Below are 17,990 nucleotides of genomic sequence, written 5' to 3'. Positions count from 1 at the left end.
TCCTCGCCCGGCTCTGCGCCGCCGCCACCCTGGTGTCGCTGCCCGTCCTCATCGCCGGATTCGCCGCCCAGGACAAACTCGTCCGCGGCCTCTCCCTAGGAGCAGTCAAGTGAAAGCCGCCGTCATCACCCGGCCCGGCGGCGTCGAACTCGCCACCCTCGACGACCCCGCCCCCGGCCCCCGCGAGGTCGTCGTCGAGGTCGCGGCCACCGGACTGTGCGGGACCGATCTGCACATCCTGCAAGGGGAGTTCGCCCCGAAGCTGCCCATCGTCCCCGGCCACGAGTTCGCCGGGGAGGTCGTCGCGGTCGGCTCCGCGGTCACCGAACTCGCCGTCGGGGCCCGGGTCGCGGTCGACCCGTCGCTGTACTGCTTCGAGTGCCACTACTGCCGAGCCGGCCGCAACAACCTCTGCGACCGGTGGGCCGCGATCGGGGTCACCCACCCGGGCGCCGCCGCCGAGTTCGTGGCCGCCCCCGTGGCCAACTGCACGGTTCTGCCCGACGGGGTACGCACCGAGGACGCCGCCCTGATCGAGCCGCTGTCCTGCGCCGTGCGCGGCTACGACGTCCTGCGCAGCCGCCTCGCCACCCGAGTGCTCGTCTACGGCGCCGGAACCATGGGCCTGATGATGCTCCAGCTCGCCAAGGCCACCGGTGCCGCGAGTGTCGACGTCGTCGACATCAACGCCGAACGTCTGGCCACGGCACGGCAGTTGGGCTGCTCCGCCGGTGCCACGTCCGCCGACGAGCTCGACCGGCCGCCCTACGGCTGGGATCTGGTCGTCGACGCCACCGGCAACGCGCGGGCCATCCAGGACGCCCTCGGCCGGGTCGGCAAGGGCGGCACCTATCTGCAGTTCGGGGTCGCCGACTACGCCGCCCGGGCCACCATCGAGCCGTACAAGATCTACAACCAGGAGATCACCATCACCGGCTCGATGGCCGTGCTGCACAGCTTCGAACGCGCCGCCGATCTCTTCGCCACCGGTGTCATCGACCCGGACGTCTTCATCAGCGACCGTCTTCCCCTGGCGGCGTTCCCGGACGCGATCGCCCGCTTCAAGGCGGGCATCGGCCGCAAGATCCAGATTCAGCCCGGCCTCGCCTCCTCGTGAACGCCCGAACGAACGGAACCCCCCACATGACCGAGCAGATTCGCCGCGTTCTTGTCCGCTCCCTCGACGACATCACGATCGAGCGGGTGCCCACGCCCGTCCCCGAGGCCGATGAACTCCTGGTGCGCACCACGGTCGTCGGGGTGTGCGGCTCCGACACCCATGCGGCGGCCGGCCACCATCCCTTCATCGATCTGCCCTATCGCCCCGGTCACGAGGCGGTGGGCGTCGTCGCCGCGGCGGGGACGGCAGTCGAGGGCTTCGCGCCCGGCGACCGGGTGATCATCGAACCCAACCTGTACTGCGGCCGGTGCCCCCAGTGCCGCTCGGGCCGGTACAACATCTGCCAGGAGCTGAGGGTGTTCGGCTGCCAGACGCCCGGCGCGATGACCGACCTGTTCACCATCCCTGCCGGCCGTGTCCACCGCGTCCCCGACGGCATGACCGACATCGAGGCCGCCCTCGTCGAGCCCCTGGCCACCCCGGTGCACGCCGTGGCGAAGGCCGGTGACCTCACCGGACGCACGGTCGTCGTCCTCGGCGCCGGGCCCATCGGTCTGCTCGTCCTCGCCGCCGCCCGGCACGCGGGCGCCGCGAGGATCGCCGTCACCGATCTGCTGCCGGGCAAGCGGGACCGCGCCCTGCGCCTCGGAGCCGACACCGCCCTGCCCGCCGACGCCTCCGGCCTCGCCGACCGGGCCCGGGAGGCGCTCGGCGGACCGGCCGACGTGGTCTTCGACTGCGTGGCGCGCGAGCAGTCCATGGCCCAGGCCATCGACCTGGTCACCAAGGGCGGCACGATCATCGTCGTCGGCGTCGGCGCCGCGGGGGCCACGCCCGTCCGTCTCGACCTGGTCCAGGACCGTGAGATCCGCATCGAGGGCACCCTGATGTACACCGGCGACGACTACCGCACCGCCATGTCCCTGATCGCCTCGGGCGCCGTCGACACCGCCGAGATCGTCACCGCCACCTACCCGCTGGAGGACGCCGCGAAGGCCTTCGCCGCTTCCGTGGACCCCGAGCAGGTCAAGGTGCTGGTCACGGTGGAAGGTCCGTAGGCCCGGGAGCCGGACGGGCCCCGGCCCGCACGGCCCGTGTGGGAAACTGCGAGACCGGAGCGATGGGGAAGGAGGGTGCTGTGACCGCTCGTACGCGACTGTCACAGGCCGCCGTCGAGGAGCGGCGCCAGACCGTGCTGCGCTACGTCGCCGACCACGGCGAGACCCGCATCGACGACCTCGCCCGGCACTTCGACGTCAGTCTGATGACCATGCACCGGGACCTGGACGACCTCTCCGGGCGCCATCTGCTGCGCAAGGAGCGCGGGCGGGCCGTCGCCTTCCCCGCCCTCACCATGGAGACGGCCACCCGTTTCCGGGAGAACAGCGCCCTCGCGGCCAAGAACGCGCTGTGCGCGGCCGTCGCCGACCGGATCAGGCCGGGCAGTACGGTGCTCATGGAGGACTCGACCACGCTGTTCCCCCTGGTCCCCGCGCTGGCGCGGATGGACCAGGTTCACGTCGTCACCAACTCCGTCGGCCTCGCACAGCGCCTCGGGTCCGCGCCCGGGGTGAGCGTCACCCTGCTGGGCGGCCACTACCGCGGCGACTTCAACTCCTGCACCGGTCCCACCGTCACCCGCGCCCTGTCCCGGATCCGGGCCGACCTCGCCCTGATGTCCGCCACCGCCGTCCTGGAAGGGCGGCTCTTCCACCCCGTGAACGACTACGTCGAGGTGAAGCTGGCCATGGTCGGCTCCGCCGAACAGGCGCTGCTCCTGGTGGACCACTCGAAGTTCGGCAAGACCGCCACGTACGCGTACGGCACCGTGGCGGACTACCACGCCGTCATCACCGACACCGGAACCCCTGACGCGGAACTCGCGGCCATCCGCGACCTCGGAGTCCCCGTCGAAACCGTCGAGACCGTCGAGACGGCCGAACCCGAAGAGTCCTCCCCGTGATCCACACCCTGTTCGAAACACCGAGCGCCTACCGCCCCAGCGATGCCGAGATGGCCGCGCCGGTGCCTCCGGTCCAGGCCGTCCTGTTCGACTTCAGCAACACCCTCTTCCAGATGATCGACCTGGAGACCTGGCTGCGCCGGGTCGCCGCGGCCACCGGCCGCGGCGCCGCGCTGGACCCGCCCGGCGTGGTGGCCGGGATCGCCGACGAGTTGCGCGCGGCCTTCCGGCTGCCCTCCGTCGTCGCCCTCCAGGAAGGCCGGGACCTCTCCTCCGGCCGGCACCGCCGCGCCATGCGGGCGTGGTGGGAGCGGGTGGACTTCCTGCGCGGCGCGGAGGAGGCGGCGTACCGGGAACTCACCGCCCCGGACGCCTGGATCCCCTATCCCGACACCGAACCGGTCCTGCGCGCCCTGCGGAGACGCGGACTGCGCACGGCCGTCGTCAGCGACTTCGCCTGGGACCTGCGCACCCACCTCGCCCACCACGGGCTGGACGCGCTGGTCGACACCTGCGTCATCTCCTGCGAGCAGGGCCGTGAGAAGCCCGACCCGCAGCTGTTCCTCAAAGCCTGCGCCGACCTCGGCGCCGACCCCCGCGCCACCCTCATGGTCGGCGACAACCCGGTCCGCGACGGCGGCGCCGCCGCCTGCGGCCTGCGCACCTACATCCTGCCGTCGGAACACCGCACCGGTGAGCGCGGTCTGACGGACGTGCTGCGGCTCGTGGCCTGACCACGACGCCGCAGCAGGCGCGGGTCAGTGACGTCCGCCGCCGGCGCCGTATCCCCCGTAGCTGCCGCCGTATCCTCCGCCGTAGCCGTACCCGGAGCCGCCGTAGCCGTACCCGGAGCCGCCGCCGGACTGGCCGTTCCAGGTGCAGTAGTACCAGTAGTAGTACGAGCACGAGGTGCCGGTGGAGGCAGACTGCGACGATGCCGACGGGGACGGTGAGCTGCTCGGCCGCTTGGTCGTCGGGGTGGTGGACGGGGTCGCTGCGGCCGCCGGGGGCTTCGCGGCCTTGGGGGTGGGCGTCGGGGCGTCGGGGGTGGTCTCGGCGTCCCAGTTGACGAACTGCATCTGCGGGTCGGGCTGCGAGGTGTCGATCACCCAGCGCTGGGCGGTGCCGTCCGCGCGGTTCTTCAGGACGAGCGCGCCCGAGCCGTCGGTGGCGGCGGGGGACAGCGCCAGGTTCTGGCTGGAGCGCGGGACGAGGGTGCCCTGGAGGGTGAAGTCGTAGCGGACGTCCTTGGTGTTCGACGTGCCCTTGCACAGGCCCAGCCGCACCGAGTAGCCGAGGCTGGAGTCGAGGCACAGGTTGGGGTCGGCCGCGCTGCGCAGCACCCCGTCGGTCTCGTACGCCCACTGCTGGCCGGCGTCCGAGGAGCAGGTGGCGAGTTCGGCCTCGGCGCCCTTGACGGCCTTCGAGCCGGATATGTCGATGCACAGCCCGGAGGCGACGTTGTGCAGCCGGCCGCGCAGCGTGCCCTGGGTCTCGTCGTCCTCGTCGCCGATCAGGGACGGGGCGTCGGTGGCGGTGTCGGTGCCCGCGGAGGGGGTCTTGACTCCGCCGTCGGCGGCCTGGTCGGATCCGCCGTCGGTGCCGAGGGCGGCCCAGACCACGAGCGGGAGGACGACCATGCCGCTCACGGTCAGGACGGCGGCGGTGAGGTTGCGCCGGCGGGCGGCGCGGCGGGCGGCCTTGCGGTCCGAACGGCGGTGCGTGGGACGGAGTTCGGCACCGGGGCGGACCACCAGCTCGCCGGAGGTGACCGTCGTGGCGGACCCGTCGGGGACGCCGGAGCTGTCGTCGAACGCCTCGCCGTCGACGGCCGGGTCCTGCTTCGGCCGGGGCGCCCCGGCGGACTCGCGGCCGTTCGCGGTCGCCCGGTTCTCCAGATAGGCGCCGGCCGCCCAGCCCAGGATGCCCTCGGCGAGGGCGACGCCCAGCAGGCCCTCGAACTGCAGGAGTTGGTCGGCGGTGTGCGAGCAGTGCCGGCACCGCTCGGTGTGGGCGCGCAGATCGGGGTCCACGTCGTTGCCGCCGCGCCGGCAGGTGACGTCGAGGAGCCGGTGGTAGCGGTGGCAGTCGTCGTCGGTGGCGAGTTCGCGGTGGACCTGGAGGGTTTCCTCGCGCAACCTCTCGCGGGAGCGGCGCAGTTCGACCCGGGCGCCCTCCTCGTCGAGGCCGAGCAGCGCGGCCGGGACGGCCAGTTGCTCCGCCTCGGCCTCCGTGTGCCAGAGCAGACACCGGGCCGACTGGGGCAGCCGCTGGAAGGCGCGGGCCAGCATGCGCCGGTTGGGCGGCGGGAGCAGCCGGGCGGCCACCCGGTCGGTGTCGCCGTCGATGGAGCGCAGATCGGGGTGGAGGAGGTCGCGGCGGCCGTCGGAGTCCCACTCCGCGGCGATCCGGCGCACGGTGGCCAGCAGATGCGGGCGCCAGGCGGCCGTCGGTCCGTCCTGCCGCTGGGTCGCGCCGAACAGCCGGGTGAACGCCGCCGTGGTGAGCATGCCGGCCGCCCGCTCGCCTTCGGTGCACAGCCGCGCATACGCGAAGGCCGCCTCCCAGTGCCGGTCCAACAGCTCACCGACGGGGTACAGCGCGGGCGATTCCCCCGTCCATTGCGTCAGCTCGGAGCTCAACTGTTCGTCGGTCGCGTCGAGGCGGCGAGCCGAAGGGGAATTCGACAGGCCTGCGTCAGTCACGGCTGCATTCCTCCTGAGGACATGTCGCGGTGACCCGGACATGTGGCATTAGGCAGGGTTCGCCACCTCTGAAGTCCCCGACGGGGCTGCTCTTTTGAAGCGTGGAGGGCGCGGACGGAACAGAGGTGACTCGTGCGCACAGAGGAGAAAACCAGTGTCCGTGCGCCGACAAGGCACACCTTCGCACAGCCGGACCAGGAGGAACAAGAGATCTCGCGGTTTCGTGCATAGTGTGCGTGAGCTCTGGGGGACTTCTGCGGGAGCAGGGCTTTTGACGTCGCGTCAATCCGGGATCGCATTTCGGGGTGGTCCCGCTATTGGTGTCCCTTTCGGGACGGCAATCGCGGTGATTGCGGCGCGTATTCCGTCCCGGTACGCGCCGGGCGGGCTTCCGTAACGGGCGTGGAACACCCGGGTGAAGTGGAAGGGACTGGCGAACCCCGAGGCGGCTGCGACGCGTTCCACGGACAGGTCGGTGGCCTCCAGCAGCCGGGCCGCGTGCCGCAGCCTCGCCTCGCGCAGGGCCCGCATCGGGGACTGGCCGGTCTGCTCGGTGAAGAGGTGGGCGAAACGGGACGGTGACAGCGCGACCTGTCCGGCCAGCGAACGGACGGTGTGCGGGGCATCGGGGCCGGCCGCGATCAGCTCCTGCGCACGGCGGATCCGGTCGTCGAGGCCAGGTGGCGGCGGGGGTGTGCGGGCGGTGGCCGTGCCCAGCAGGACGGCCTCCTCCAGTGCGCACAGGGCGAGTTCGCGGGCGGCGGTGTGGTGGGCGACGGCGATACCGGGTTGTTCCTCCCGGCCGGGCCACCGGGCGTCGGTGTGCGTGCGCCGGAAGGCCGCCTCGACTCGGTCGTGCAGCGGCGTCGGGACGGGGGTGACCGCGTACAGGCCGTCGCCGGTGTCGTACGGGTGGAGCCAGGGCGTCCAGGTGGGGCGGGCCTGGCAGTGGGCCCACCAGAACCGCCAGTGCGCGGCGCCGGGTTCGACGCCGTAGCCGTGCGGGACGCCCGGTGCGAGGACGACGAGATCCCCGGGGGCGGCCCGGACCTCGCTGTCGCCCTGCCGCAGCCTCCCCCGCCCGCCGGTCGTCCAGGTGAACAGCCAACTGTCCGATCCCCGGGGGCGGTCGACCCCGTATCCCGGCCGCTCGTCGAAGTGGCCGACCACCACGAGACCGGGCGACGGCGAGGGCACTCCGGACACGGCAGTCACGGGCAGGTCCTCAGCACGCATGGGCATCCTCCGGGTACGCCGTGTCGACCTACGGTAGGGCGGGCCGACCGGGAAGGGGACGACGGATGAACGTCACGGACGTCGACAGCGGAGTGCGGCAGTTCCGGGAGGACGGTTTCACCGTCGTCCGCGGACTGTTCGGGTACGACGAAGTGGACCGCCTGTGCGCCGAGTTCGCGGCGCTGCACGCGGCGGGCGAGGCGGTGCCGGGGCACTTCGAGCCACGGGCCGGGGACGACCCCCTGGACCGGTACCCGAGGGTGATGCAGCCGCACGAGTTCAACGCGGTGGCCCGGCAGACGCTGCTGGACGCGCGGCTGCGGGGGGTGCTGGAGGCGCTGCTGGAGGAGGAAGTCCTCGCGGCGCAGAGCATGTTCTACTTCAAGCCGCCCGGGGCGCGGGGGCAGGCGCTGCACCAGGACAACTTCTATCTGCGGGTCGAGCCGGGCACCTGCGTGGCCGCGTGGCTCGCGTGCGACGTCATCGACCGGGACAACGGCGGTCTCGAAGTCGTCCCCGGTACGCACCGGATGGGGCTGTTCTGTCCGGAGGAGGCGGACGTCGAGCTGTCGTTCGCGCGGGAGTACGTGCCGCCGCCGGCCGGACTGGCGCCCGTGCCGGTCGATATGGCGCCGGGGGACGTGCTGTTCTTCAACGGGAGCCTGGTGCACGGGTCTCAGCCGAACCGTACGGGGGATCGGTTCCGGCGGTCGTTCATCGGGCACTACGTGGGCCGCTCCACGGCCCGCATCGGTCGGTACTACCCGACGGTGTCGATGAGTGGGGAGCGGGTGGCTCTGCCGGAGAGCGAGGGGGCGGGGCCGTGCGGCACGGAGTTCTCGGCGCACGGCCCGCACTAGGCGCTCTTGGGGGCGCGGCCTAGTGACCGGCGACGGGATGGGGGGCGTAGGGCTGCTGGAGTTCCGCCAGCTCCTTCTCCGTCAGCGTCAGTTCTACGGCCGCCACCGCGTCCTCCAGGTGGTTCGGCTTGGAGGCGCCGACGATCGGGGACGTCACCGTGTTCTGGTGGAGGAGCCAGGACAGGGCGACCTGGGCGCGGGGGACGCCGCGGTTCTGCGCGATGGAGGTGACGGCGTCGACGACGGCCCGGTCGCCCTCCAGGTAGAGGATGCCGCCGAAGTGGTCCGTGGCGGTGCGTTCGGTCTCGGTGCCCCAGTCGCGGGTGAGCCGGCCGCGCGCCAGCGGGCTCCAGGGCAGCACGCCGACGCCCTGGTCGGCGCAGAGCGGCAGCATCTCGCGCTCCTCCTCGCGGTAGAGGAGGTTGTAGTGGTTCTGCATGGAGACGAACTTCGTCCAGCCGTGCCGCTCGGCGGTGTACTGCATCTTGGAGAACTGCCAGGCGTACATCGAACTCGCCCCGATGTAGCGGACCTTGCCCGCCTTGACGACGTCGTGCAGCGTTTCCATGGTCTCCTCGACCGGCGTGTTCGGGTCGAAGCGGTGGATCTGGTAGAGGTCGACGTAGTCGGTGCCCAGCCGGGTCAGGCTCTGGTCGAGCTCGGAGAGGATCGCCTTGCGGGAGAGTCCGCCGCCGTTGGGTCCCTGACGCATCGGGAGGCACACCTTGGTCGCGAGCACGATCTCGTCCCGGCGGGCGAACTCCCGCAGCGCCTTGCCGACGATCTCCTCGCTGGTGCCGTCGGAGTAGACGTTCGCGGTGTCGAAGAAGTTGATGCCCGCGTCCAGGGCCTGCCGGATCAGCGGGCGGGACGCCTCCTCGTCGAGGCTCCACTCGTGTGTGCCCCGGTCGGGCAGTCCGTAGGTCATGCAGCCCAGGCAGATCCGGGACACGTCGAGACCCGTCGAACCGAGCTTCACGTACTGCATCGTTGCCGCTCCTGACGTCGCTGTGGGGTACCAGGGGGAGCGTACGTCTCGGGGGTGGCCGGGTTCGACGGGATTCCCGCCGTCCTCCAGCGGGGCTTCTGCTTGACTGTGGAACGCTTTACGGAGTCTTTCCACGGATGTCGTTTCCGGGCGTTCCCGAAGGGTGTCGGCGTGATCCTGAGAGGGCGGGGCCCGGAGCTGGAACGGCTCGACGGGCTGGTGGCCGGGTTGCGGCAGGGGCTCAGCGGCACGCTGGTGCTGCGCGGCGACGCCGGTATCGGCAAGACCGCGCTGCTCGACCGCACGGTCGGCCAGGCCACCGATCTGCGGGTGTTACGGGCCGCCGGGGTGGACGCGGAGTCGGGGTTCCCGTTCGCCGCGCTGCACCGGCTGCTCGTACCGGTCCTGGACGGGCTGAAGGAACCCGGTGCGCTGCCCGCCCCGCAGCACTCGGCGCTGCGGGTCGCCTGCGGTCTGGAGGACGGGCCGGCCGCCGACCGCTTCCTGGTGGGACTCGCGACGCTCACCCTGCTGGCGGAGACCGCGCGGCGGCGGCCGGTACTGGTGTGCGTGGACGACGTCCAGTGGGTGGACGAGGAGTCCCTGGTCGTGCTGGCGTTCGTGGCGCGCCGGGTGCACGCGGAGGGGCTCGGGCTGCTGTTCGCGGCGCGGACGGGGTTCGAGGTGCCGGCCGGTGTCCCGGTGGCCGAGGTCACCGGGCTGGCGGAGCCGTTCGCGCTGGAGCTGCTGCGGGACGCCGTCGCCGGGCCGCTGGACGCGCGCGTGGCGGCGCGGATCGTGGCCGCCACGGCCGGCAATCCGCTCGCCCTCGCCGATCTGGGGCAGGAGCTGTCCGCCGAGCAGCTGTCGGGCGGTCTCGCGCTGCCCGAGCCGCTGCCGGTGGGCAGCCGGCTGGAGGCGCACTATCTGCGGCAGGTCCGCGCACTGCCCGGGCCCACGCAGCGGTGGCTGCTGCTGGCCGCCGCCGAACCGGGCGGCGATCTCGGCCATGTCACCGGCGCGGCCCGGCTGCTCGGCATCGGGCCCGAGGCGTCGGGTCCGGCCGAGGCGGCCCGGCTGGTGGTGGTGCGGGCCGGTGTCGGGTTCCGGCATCCGCTGGTGCGGTCGGCGGTGTACGGCGGGGCGACGAGCGTCGAGCGCGGGCGGGCGCACGCGGCGCTGGCCGAGGTCACCGAACGGCCCTCGGACCGGGACCGGCGGGCCTGGCATCGCGCCGCGGCCACGCTCGGGCCGGACGCCGCGGTCGCCGACGAGGTGGAGCGGGCGGCGGACCACGCGGGTGCCCGCGGCGGTTTCGCGGGGCGGGCCGCGTTCCTGTCCCGGGCGGCGGAGCTGACCCCCGACGCCGGTATGCGGGCCGGGCGGCTGCTGGGGGCTGCCGAGGCCGCGCTGGCGGCGGGGGCGCCGGTGCAGGCGGAGTCGCTGCTGGACGCGATCGACGTCGGTCTGCTCGACGGCGTGGGCCGGGGACGGGCGCTGCTGGTGCGGGCGCACGCGGTCACCCTGCTCGGGGACGCCGGTTCCTTCGCCCGCGCCCCCGCGCTGTGTCTGCGCGCCGCGCAGGCCCTCGGCCGTCGGGCGCCGGACCTCGCCCGGGAGGCGCTGCTGCGCGCCGTCGACCGGTCCATCACCGCCGAACACCTTATGCGGGACACCACGCTGACCGAGATCGCCGGGGCGGTGGACGAGTTGGTGCCGCGCAGCGGTCGGGCCACGGGTGTCGAGCTGGTGCTGCGGGCGTTCGCCGTCCTGGCCACCGAGGGCTACGAACGCGCGGTCCCCCACATGCGCGACACCCACGCCCATGTGCTGGACCCGGACACACCGGACGAGGAGGTGCTGCGCAGCTATCTGCCCACCGTGACCCTGACCATGATGCTGTGGGACGAGGAGACCCAGCGGGCGGTGATGCGGCGGGCCGCGGACGCGGCGCGGGCCTCGGGCGCCCTGATGCACCTGGACACCATCCTGTACTGCGCGGTGTTGCACGAGACCAACCTGGGCGAGCTCGCCGCCGCCGACACCCTGCACGCCGAGGGCACCCAGATCCGTGCCGCGATCGGCGCCACCGAGGACATGTGGGCCCTGTACCGGCACCCCGAGCTGCTCGCCTGGCACGGTGAGGCCGAGGGCCTGGAGGAGTTGCTGGACGGTTCGATGCGGGCGGGGACCTGGCTGGGCAACGGGGCGGTGGAGTCCATCGCGCGGATCGGGCAGGCGGTGCTCGCCCTCGGGGACGGCGACTACGCGCGGGCCCGGACCATCACGCAGGAGCTGGTCGGGCACGACGAACTCGCCTACCACTCCCGTCTCCTCCCCCACCTGGTCGAGGCGGCCGTACGCTGCGGCGACCGGGTGCTCGCCACGGCGACCCTGCGCACGCTGTCCGACCGCGCCGAGGCCACCGGTACTCCCTGGGCGCTCGGACTGCTGGCCCGCTGCCGGGCCCTGCTCGCCCCCGCCGACGAGGCCGAACCGCTCTACCGGGAGGCGCTGGCGCTGCTCTCGGGCACGGGTGCCCGCGCCGATCTGGCGGTCGCGCACCTGCTCTACGGCGAGTGGCTGCGCCGCCGCAAGCGCCGCAGGGACGCCCGCGAACAGCTGCGTACCGCCCTGTCGATGTTCGACTCGATGCGGGCCACGCGGTACGCGGCGCGCGCCGCCCAGGAGCTGGCCGCCACCGGTGAGCGCCCGGCGCGCGGCCCGGCGGGCGCGGCCGGCGCCCTCACCCCGCAGGAGCTGACCGTGGCCCGGCTGGCCCGGGGCGGCGCGACCAACGCGGAGATCGCCGCCCAGCTGTTCATCAGCGCGAGCACCGTCGACTACCACCTCCGCAAGATCTTCCGGAAGCTCGACGTCACCTCCCGGCGGCAGCTGGCACGCCTGCCGGAGCTGTGAGCGCCGGGTCACGACTACGCGCTCCACGGGATACGGGCCGCCCCGCGCCCGGACGAGGATCGGCGCACCGGACACGTCCCGCAGAAGGGAGCACCGCATGCCGTACGTCACCACAGCCGACGGGGCCGAGATCTTCTACAAGGACTGGGGGCAGGGCCGGCCCGTGGTCCTGAGCCACGGCTGGCCGCTGGTCTCCGCCGTACCGCCGTTCATGCTGCGTACCGGCGACAACCCGGGCGGGGTACCGGTGGAGACGTTCGACGCGATCCGGGCGGGTTCGCTCGCGGACCGGTCGCAGCTGTACCGGGATCTGGCGGACGGGCCGTTCTTCGGCCACAACCGGCCGGGCGCGGACGTCTCGCAGGGCGTCCGGGACGCCTTCTGGCGGTAGGGCCTGCGGTCCGGGCACCGGGGCGGCTACGAGTGCGTCGCCGCGTTCTCCGCCACCGACTTCCGCGCCGATCTGGACGCGTTCGAGGTGGGCGGGAAGGCGTCGGCGGCCCGGATCAAGAACGCGACCCTGAAGGTCTGTCCGGGCGCCCCGCACGGCATCACGGACACCCACGAGGACCAGCTCAACGCCGACCTGCTCGGCTTCCTCACCTCCTGAGACACCCTGAGCACCCTTCCCTGAAACACCCTTCAAGGAAAGGAACCTGACGCAATGGTTCCCGAAGTCCCCTCCCGTCGCCTGGTGCTGGGCGGAGCGCTCGCCGCGGGCGCCGTCACCGCGCTCGGCGCCGCCGCCCCCGCGTCCGCCACGGGCGCCCGGCCGACCGTGGTCCTCGTGCACGGCGTCTTCGCCGACGCCTCCGGCTGGAACGCGGTCACCGCGCGACTGCTGGACGCGGGCTACCCGGTGATCGCCCCGGCCAACCCCCTGCGCGACCTGGCCGGCGACTCCGCCTACGTCCGCAGCGTCGTCGACACCCTCACCGGTCCGGTGATCCTCGTCGGCCACTCCTACGGCGGCGAGGTCATCACCAACGCCGGGCGCGGGAACGCGAACGTGAAGGCGCTGGTGTACGTGGCCGCGTTCGCGCCGGACGAGGGCGAGAGCGCGCTGCAACTGGCCGGCCGGTTCCCCGGCAGCCAGTTGGAGGCCGCCCTCGTCGGACGGCCGTATCCGGTCCCCGGCAGCCCGGACCCCGGTCTGGACGGCTATATCGACCCGGCGAAGTTCCACGACGTGTTCGCCCAGGACCTGCCGAGGTCCACGACCAGGCTGATGGCGACCGCCCAACGCCCGGGCAGTGTCGGCGGGTTGAGCGCCCCGAGCGGGGTGCCGGCCTGGCGGAGCGTGCCGTCCTGGTATGTGGTCGCGACCGCCGACCGGGTGATCCCGCCCGCCGCGCAGCGGTTCATGGCCGAGCGGGCCGGCAGCCGGACCGTGGAGGTCAGGGGCGCCTCGCACGTGGTGATGATGTCGCACCCGGACGCCGTGGTCCGGCAGATCCGCGCCGCCGACCGCGCGACCCGCGGGGGCCGGTCATGAGCGACGCCCCCGACACGATCGTCCTCATCCACGGTTTCTGGGTGACGCCCCGCAGCTGGGAGCACTGGATCACCCACTACGAGCGCCGTGGCTTCCGCGTCCTGGCGCCCGCCTATCCCGGTTTCGAGGCCGAGGTGGAGTCCCTCAACGCCGACACCGCGCCGATCGAACAGGTCACCGTCCCGGCGATCGTCGAGCGCCTGGAGTCCCTGGTCCGCGGCCTGGACAGACCGCCGGTCCTCGTCGGCCACTCGGCGGGCGGTGTGTTCGTGCAGCTCCTGCTCGACAAGGGCCTCGGCGCGGCGGGCGTGGCGATCAACTCGGCGCCCACGGAGGGGGTCGCCGTCCTGCCGCTCACCCAGGTCAAGGCGGCCTTCCCGGTGTTGAAGAACCCGGCGAACCGGCACCGCGCGGTCGGCCTCACCTTCGAACAGTGGCACTACGCCTTCACCAACACCTTTCCCGAGGACGAGTCCCGGGCGCTGTACGAGCGGTACGCGGTACCCGCCTCCGGCTCGATCTTCTGGGACAGCGCCCTGGCCACCCTGCGGCCCGGTCACCAGAGCACCTACGTCGACTACCACAACGACGACCGGGCGCCGCTGCTGTTCGTGTCGGGCGAGAACGACCATCTGATGCCGCCCAAGGTGCAGCAGTCCAACACCCGGCACTACAAGTCGGACACGGTCACCGAGGTGCGGGAGTTCCCGGGCCGGCCGCATCTGCTGCCGGCCGCGCCGGGCTGGGAGGAGGTCGCCGACTTCGCCCTCGACTGGGCGCTGGAGCACGCGAAGTAGACCGTACGGGCCGTGAGTTCGGAGGGAACCGCCGTATGAGCGAGGTCCGTGTCACCCATGTCGGTGGCCCGACCGCCCTGATCGAGGCGGGCGGGTGGCGGCTGTTGACCGATCCGACGTTCGACCCGCCGGGCCGCCGTTACGCCTTCGGGCTCGGCACGTCCTCGCGCAAGACGGCGGGACCTGCCCTGTCACCGGCCGAACTCCCGCCGGTGGACGCCGTGTTGCTCACCCACGACCACCACGCCGACCTGGCCGGTGCGCTGCATCCTCACGGCGTCCCGGGCGGTCGATCTGTGCCGCGCGGTACGCCCGCACACGGTGCTGCCCGTGCGCTACGAGGGCTGGTCGCACTTCCAGGAGGGCCGGGCCGCGGTGGAGGCCGCGCCGGCGCGGGCACCCGACGGCATCGGCGAGCGCTTCCGCCGGCTGCCGCCCGGCACGGCCGCCGAGGTCACCGTCCGGCCTGTCGCTCCACCAGGTCGAGCGCCCGCTCCCACCCGAACTCCTCGCCCTCGGCGCCCCGGTAGGGGTGTCCGAACCGGACGCCCGTCCCGCGCAGCCGTATCAGACTGTCCTGGTAGGCGGGGTGGGCGGCGAGCGCGTCGGAGACGCAGGGCAGGACGCCGACGGGGATGCCCTGGCCGGACACCTCGCACAGGGTGCCGAGGGCGAGGGTGTCGGCGATGCCGGCCGCCCACTTGTTGACGGTGTTGAAGGTGGCCGGGGCGACGACGACCGCGTCGGGATCGGGCAGGGGGCGCGGGTCGCCGGGGCGCCGCCAGGCGGAGCGGATCGGGTAGCCGGTCTGCGCCTCGACGGCTGCGGTGTCGAAGAAGCCGTTCATGGCGTGCGGCGTCGCGATGACCCCGACCTGCCACTCCCGCTCCTGGGCGGCGGTGATCAGCTTGCCGACGTCTTTCGCGATCCCCGCGGCGCAGACGACGACGTAGAGAAAGGGCGGTTTCTCGTCCTGTTCGGTCACCCGCGCACCTTATGCGAGGGGGAACGACAGCCCCAAGGAGCCGTTGGGCCGGGGTGAGCGCTGGGCCGAGTGCAGCAACCCCGACGGCGGCCGGGAGTACGAACGCGGAGGCTGGGCGTGCCTGCCCCATCTGTCCCCGGGAGCCGTCATGCCCCTGTCCCCCGCCCCTCCCCCGCGCGCCCTGTTCCGGCGGCGGCGTTCGCGGGCCGTGTCCGTGGTCGCCGTGTGCCTCGCAGCACTGGCCCCGGCGACCGTGGCCGACGCCGCCGCCGCGACGCCGGACGAACATGCCCTTCAGCGTCGTCTCCAGGCGTTCGTGAACGCTCCGGGCGGACCGCCTGGGGCCATCGCCGTGCTGCGGCGGGACAAGGAGACCCAGGTCGTGCGTGCCGGGGTCGCCGACCTCCGCACGGGCCGCAAGCCGCGCCAGGACGACCACATGCGGATCGCGAGTACGGCCAAGGCGTTCAGCGGGGCGGTGGCGCTGTCCCTGGTCGACCGCCACGCACTCCGGCTGGACGACACCCTGCGCAGGCGGCTGCCCCGGCTGCCCGGTGCCTGGGGCTCGGTGACGCTCCGGCAGTTGCTGAACCACACCAGCGGGCTGCCGGACTACACCGAGTCCCCCGCCTTCATCAAGGTGCTGACCGCCGATCCGCGCCATCACTTCGACTCGCGCCGTCTGCTCGACTACGTGGCCGACAAGCCCCTGCGCTTCCGGCCCGGCAGCCGCTACCGGTACTCCAACTCCGACAACATCGCCGTCGCGCTGATGGCGGAGGCGGTCACCGGGACGCCGTACGAGAGGCTGCTGCGCGAGCGGGTGTACCGGCCGCTGGGCCTGACGCGCACCAGCCTGCCGCAGGGCTATCGGATGCCGGTGCCCTATCTGCACGGGTACGACGTGACCCCGCCCGGGCCGCCGGAGGACATCAGCGAGGTCCTCAGTGCCTCCGGCGTCTGGGCGTCGGGCGGGATCGTCTCGACGCCGGCCGACCTGACCCGTTTCGTCCGCGGCTACGCGGGAGGCACGCTGTACGGCAAGGCGGTCGTACGGGAGCAGCGACGCTGGGTCGAAGGCGCGTCCGAACCGGCCGGGCCCGGCCGCAACACCGCCGGCCTGGGCATCTTCCGGTACGGGACGCGCTGCGGGGTCGTCCTGGGACACACCGGCAACTTCCCCGGGTACACCCAGCTGATCGCTGCCACCCCGGACGGCCGGCGCTCGCTGACGTTCTCCGTCACCTCCCAGATCAACAGGACCCTGGAACCGGCGCGGCTGAAGCGGCTGCGGGCCCTTCAGGAGGACTTCGTCTGCGCCCTGCTGCGCGGCGGGCGGTGAGCCGGCGCGTCAGCGCCGCGCCCCGGACACCGTGATGGCGCCGACCGGGCAGGCCCGGGCGGCCTCGCGGACCATCGGGTCGCCGCCGCCGTCCTCCCGTCCGGGCAGCAGCGCGCTGAAGCCGTCGTCGTCCTGGGTGAAGACGCCCGGGGCGGTGAGGACGCACTGTCCGGCGCCGATACAGACGTCCGTGTCGATGTCGATGGCGGTGCGAGGGGTGTCGATGCGATCGGTGTCGCTGTGCATGGCGGTGCCTCTTACCAGGTCACGGGGAGTTCCAGCATCCCCTGGATGGTGTCGCCGGGCTTGAAGGGCGCCTCTTCGGCCGGGATCGCGAAGTCCAGGCCGGGGAGGCGCTCGAAGAGGGCGCTCAGGGCGATCTCCAGTTCGGCGCGGGCCAGGTTCTGGCCGAGGCACTGGTGGATGCCGAAGCCGAACGCCACGTGGTGGCGGGCGGGGCGGTGCCAGTCGAGGGTGTCGGGCGCGGAGTAGGCGCTGTCGTCGCGGTTGATGACCGAGGTCGAGAAGACCACGCCCTCGCCGGCCCGGATGGTCGTGGCGCCCACCTCGATGTCCTCGGTGGCCTGCCGCAGCAGTCCGTCGGCGATGGACAGCATCCGCAGCAGTTCCTCGACGGCCGCCGGCCACAGTGCCGGGTCGGCGCGCAGTTCGGCCAGCCGCTCGGGGTGCTGGAGCAGGGTGTACGTGCCGAGGGAGATCATGTTGGCGGTCGTCTCGTGGCCGGCGACCAGCAGGATGGTGGCGAGGGCGACGGCTCCGTCGCGGTCCAGTGTGCCGTCGCGGAGCTGCTCGTGGACGAGGCCGTCGAGGACGGCGTCGCCGGGCGGCCCGGTGAGCTTGCGGTCGATCAGCTCGCCGAGGTAGTCGTCGAGGCGGTCGCGGGCCGCGCGCACCTCCAGCGGGTCCCGGCTGCGCAGCAGCAGGCGGGACTGTTCCTCGAAGAACTCGTGGTCGGCGTAGGGGACGCCGAGCAGTTCGCAGATCACCGTCGAGGGCACGGGCAGCGCGAAGGCGGAGACGAGTTCGGCGGGCGGGCCCTGGGCGAGCATGGCGTCGATCCGCTCGTCGACGATCCGCCGGATGGCGGGCCGCAGCGCGGTGGCGCGTTTCAGGGTGAACTTCGGCACCAGCATCCGGCGCTGGGTGTGGTGTTCGGGGTCGTCGACGTTGAGCAGGGCGGCCCGGCGGTCGCGCAGGGCGAGGAACCGCGGTGCGGTCGCGGGGTAGCCGGGCTTGGTGCGGTCGCTGGACAGCCGGGGGTCGGAGAGCAGGGTGCGGGCCGTGTCGCGTGCCGAGACGAGCCAGGCGGTGCGGCCGTCGTAGAGGGTGACGCGGGACAGCGGGCGGGCGGCGCGGAGGGAGTCGTAGCCGGTCGGGGGGTGGTAGGGGCAGGTGCGGTCCTGAGGGAAGTCGACAGGCTTCACGTCAAGGTCCACTGCGGGGTTCGGTGCGGGCTTCATTTCTTCATTGGATGCCCCAGGCACCTATAGGGCGACATGGAGTTCGGCCAGATCAGCCAATGGGGCAATCTGGCCGGAACCGACCGCTCCGGTGGGGTG

At 72.9% G+C, this 17,990-nt stretch carries 15 protein-coding genes and 2 pseudogenes; 11 read left to right on the top strand and 6 right to left on the bottom strand.

Features of this window, described 5'->3' with window-relative positions; translation table 11 throughout:
* The 5 genes and pseudogenes from ACFPIH_RS50850 to ACFPIH_RS50830 form a co-directional block, all read left to right on the top strand.
* Positions 1 to 113, top strand: a pseudogene (locus tag ACFPIH_RS50850) (carbohydrate ABC transporter permease); the annotation flags it as partial.
* Positions 110 to 1,117: a zinc-dependent alcohol dehydrogenase family protein gene (locus ACFPIH_RS50845; RefSeq protein WP_381186247.1), complete on the top strand. Its 1,008-nt coding sequence runs from the start codon at positions 110 to 112 to the stop codon at positions 1,115 to 1,117. The pseudogene ACFPIH_RS50850 and the gene ACFPIH_RS50845, both read left to right, overlap by 4 nt.
* A 26-nt stretch (positions 1,118 to 1,143) precedes the next feature.
* On the top strand, positions 1,144 to 2,178 hold the full coding sequence (locus ACFPIH_RS50840) for a zinc-dependent alcohol dehydrogenase (protein ID WP_381186250.1): 1,035 nt from the start codon (positions 1,144 to 1,146) through the stop codon (positions 2,176 to 2,178).
* Between the two features lie 80 nt (positions 2,179 to 2,258).
* Positions 2,259 to 3,083 carry a DeoR/GlpR family DNA-binding transcription regulator gene (locus tag ACFPIH_RS50835; protein ID WP_381186252.1) on the top strand — a complete coding sequence of 275 codons (825 nt, stop codon included), beginning with the start codon at positions 2,259 to 2,261 and terminating at the stop codon, positions 3,081 to 3,083.
* Positions 3,080 to 3,817 (top strand): HAD family hydrolase, encoded by a 738-nt coding sequence (locus ACFPIH_RS50830; protein WP_381186254.1) that lies wholly within the window; start codon positions 3,080 to 3,082, stop codon positions 3,815 to 3,817. The genes ACFPIH_RS50835 and ACFPIH_RS50830 overlap by 4 nt, the downstream gene beginning before the upstream one ends.
* Before the next feature lie 24 nt (positions 3,818 to 3,841).
* On the opposite strand, the gene ACFPIH_RS50825 is transcribed toward ACFPIH_RS50830, so the two are convergent.
* Together ACFPIH_RS50825 and ACFPIH_RS50820 are read right to left on the bottom strand one after the other, a co-directional pair.
* Positions 3,842 to 5,788 carry an RICIN domain-containing protein gene (locus ACFPIH_RS50825; protein WP_381186258.1) on the bottom strand — a complete coding sequence of 649 codons (1,947 nt, stop codon included), beginning with the start codon at positions 5,786 to 5,788 and terminating at the stop codon, positions 3,842 to 3,844.
* Positions 5,789 to 6,070: 282 nt separating this feature from the next.
* Positions 6,071 to 7,024, bottom strand: coding sequence for a helix-turn-helix domain-containing protein (locus tag ACFPIH_RS50820; RefSeq protein ID WP_381186261.1), 954 nt, complete (start codon positions 7,022 to 7,024; stop codon positions 6,071 to 6,073).
* A 65-nt stretch (positions 7,025 to 7,089) separates the two neighbouring features.
* Between ACFPIH_RS50820 and ACFPIH_RS50815 the strand changes: the two genes are divergently transcribed.
* Positions 7,090 to 7,884, top strand: coding sequence for a phytanoyl-CoA dioxygenase family protein (locus ACFPIH_RS50815; RefSeq protein ID WP_381186264.1), 795 nt, complete (start codon positions 7,090 to 7,092; stop codon positions 7,882 to 7,884).
* Positions 7,885 to 7,903: 19 nt separating this feature from the next.
* Here ACFPIH_RS50815 and ACFPIH_RS50810 read toward each other — a convergent pair whose 3' ends face one another.
* On the bottom strand, positions 7,904 to 8,872 hold the full coding sequence (locus tag ACFPIH_RS50810; protein WP_381186267.1) for an aldo/keto reductase: 969 nt from the start codon (positions 8,870 to 8,872) through the stop codon (positions 7,904 to 7,906).
* Between the two features lie 171 nt (positions 8,873 to 9,043).
* Here ACFPIH_RS50810 and ACFPIH_RS50805 point away from each other — a divergent pair, with 171 nt between their 5' ends.
* The 4 genes and pseudogenes from ACFPIH_RS50805 (at position 9,044) to ACFPIH_RS50790 (ending at position 14,083) form a co-directional block, all read left to right on the top strand.
* Positions 9,044 to 11,791, top strand: coding sequence for a helix-turn-helix transcriptional regulator (locus ACFPIH_RS50805; protein ID WP_381186270.1), 2,748 nt, complete (start codon positions 9,044 to 9,046; stop codon positions 11,789 to 11,791).
* Positions 11,792 to 11,888: 97 nt separating this feature from the next.
* A pseudogene (locus ACFPIH_RS50800) lies at positions 11,889 to 12,401 on the top strand (alpha/beta fold hydrolase).
* A 54-nt stretch (positions 12,402 to 12,455) separates the two neighbouring features.
* On the top strand, positions 12,456 to 13,286 hold the full coding sequence (locus ACFPIH_RS50795) for an alpha/beta fold hydrolase (protein ID WP_381186272.1): 831 nt from the start codon (positions 12,456 to 12,458) through the stop codon (positions 13,284 to 13,286).
* Entirely contained in the window at positions 13,283 to 14,083 is an 801-nt protein-coding gene (locus tag ACFPIH_RS50790; protein ID WP_381186275.1) for an alpha/beta hydrolase, read from the top strand. Before ACFPIH_RS50795 ends, ACFPIH_RS50790 begins: the two co-directional genes overlap by 4 nt.
* Before the next feature lie 454 nt (positions 14,084 to 14,537).
* Here the strand turns inward: ACFPIH_RS50790 and ACFPIH_RS50785 are convergent, their stop codons facing one another.
* Positions 14,538 to 15,068, bottom strand: coding sequence for a flavoprotein (locus ACFPIH_RS50785; RefSeq protein ID WP_381186278.1), 531 nt, complete (start codon positions 15,066 to 15,068; stop codon positions 14,538 to 14,540).
* A gap of 148 nt (positions 15,069 to 15,216) precedes the next feature.
* Between ACFPIH_RS50785 and ACFPIH_RS50780 the strand changes: the two genes are divergently transcribed.
* Entirely contained in the window at positions 15,217 to 16,410 is a 1,194-nt protein-coding gene (locus ACFPIH_RS50780; protein ID WP_381186281.1) for a serine hydrolase domain-containing protein, read from the top strand.
* Between the two features lie 9 nt (positions 16,411 to 16,419).
* On the opposite strand, the gene ACFPIH_RS50775 is transcribed toward ACFPIH_RS50780, so the two are convergent.
* Positions 16,420 to 16,656 carry a ferredoxin gene (locus ACFPIH_RS50775; protein WP_381186284.1) on the bottom strand — a complete coding sequence of 79 codons (237 nt, stop codon included), beginning with the start codon at positions 16,654 to 16,656 and terminating at the stop codon, positions 16,420 to 16,422.
* An 11-nt stretch (positions 16,657 to 16,667) separates the two neighbouring features.
* Entirely contained in the window at positions 16,668 to 17,891 is a 1,224-nt protein-coding gene (locus ACFPIH_RS50770) for a cytochrome P450 (RefSeq protein WP_381186287.1), read from the bottom strand.
* Positions 17,892 to 17,990: the final 99 nt, after the last annotated feature.

The organism is Streptomyces vulcanius (genome assembly GCF_042653945.1).
In the GTDB taxonomy this organism is placed as follows: Bacteria; Actinomycetota; Actinomycetes; order Streptomycetales; family Streptomycetaceae; genus Streptomyces; species Streptomyces mangrovi.
Note: the sequence above shows the minus strand (reverse complement) of the source record. Positions and strands in the feature narration are given on the sequence as shown.

What these genes read in the sequence shown, in the direction of transcription:
- ACFPIH_RS50840 (WP_381186250.1), top strand. Translation starts at nt 1,144, where the DNA reads ATGACCGAGCAGATTCGCCGCGTTCTTGTCCGCTCCCTCGACGACATC.
- ACFPIH_RS50820 (WP_381186261.1), bottom strand. Translation starts at nt 7,024, where the DNA reads ATGCGTGCTGAGGACCTGCCCGTGACTGCCGTGTCCGGAGTGCCCTCG.
- ACFPIH_RS50815 (WP_381186264.1), top strand. Translation starts at nt 7,090, where the DNA reads ATGAACGTCACGGACGTCGACAGCGGAGTGCGGCAGTTCCGGGAGGAC.
- ACFPIH_RS50810 (WP_381186267.1), bottom strand. Translation starts at nt 8,872, where the DNA reads ATGCAGTACGTGAAGCTCGGTTCGACGGGTCTCGACGTGTCCCGGATC.
- ACFPIH_RS50795 (WP_381186272.1), top strand. Translation starts at nt 12,456, where the DNA reads ATGGTTCCCGAAGTCCCCTCCCGTCGCCTGGTGCTGGGCGGAGCGCTC.
- ACFPIH_RS50790 (WP_381186275.1), top strand. Translation starts at nt 13,283, where the DNA reads ATGAGCGACGCCCCCGACACGATCGTCCTCATCCACGGTTTCTGGGTG.
- ACFPIH_RS50780 (WP_381186281.1), top strand. Translation starts at nt 15,217, where the DNA reads ATGCCCCTGTCCCCCGCCCCTCCCCCGCGCGCCCTGTTCCGGCGGCGG.
- ACFPIH_RS50775 (WP_381186284.1), bottom strand. Translation starts at nt 16,656, where the DNA reads ATGCACAGCGACACCGATCGCATCGACACCCCTCGCACCGCCATCGAC.
- ACFPIH_RS50770 (WP_381186287.1), bottom strand. Translation starts at nt 17,891, where the DNA reads ATGAAGCCCGCACCGAACCCCGCAGTGGACCTTGACGTGAAGCCTGTC.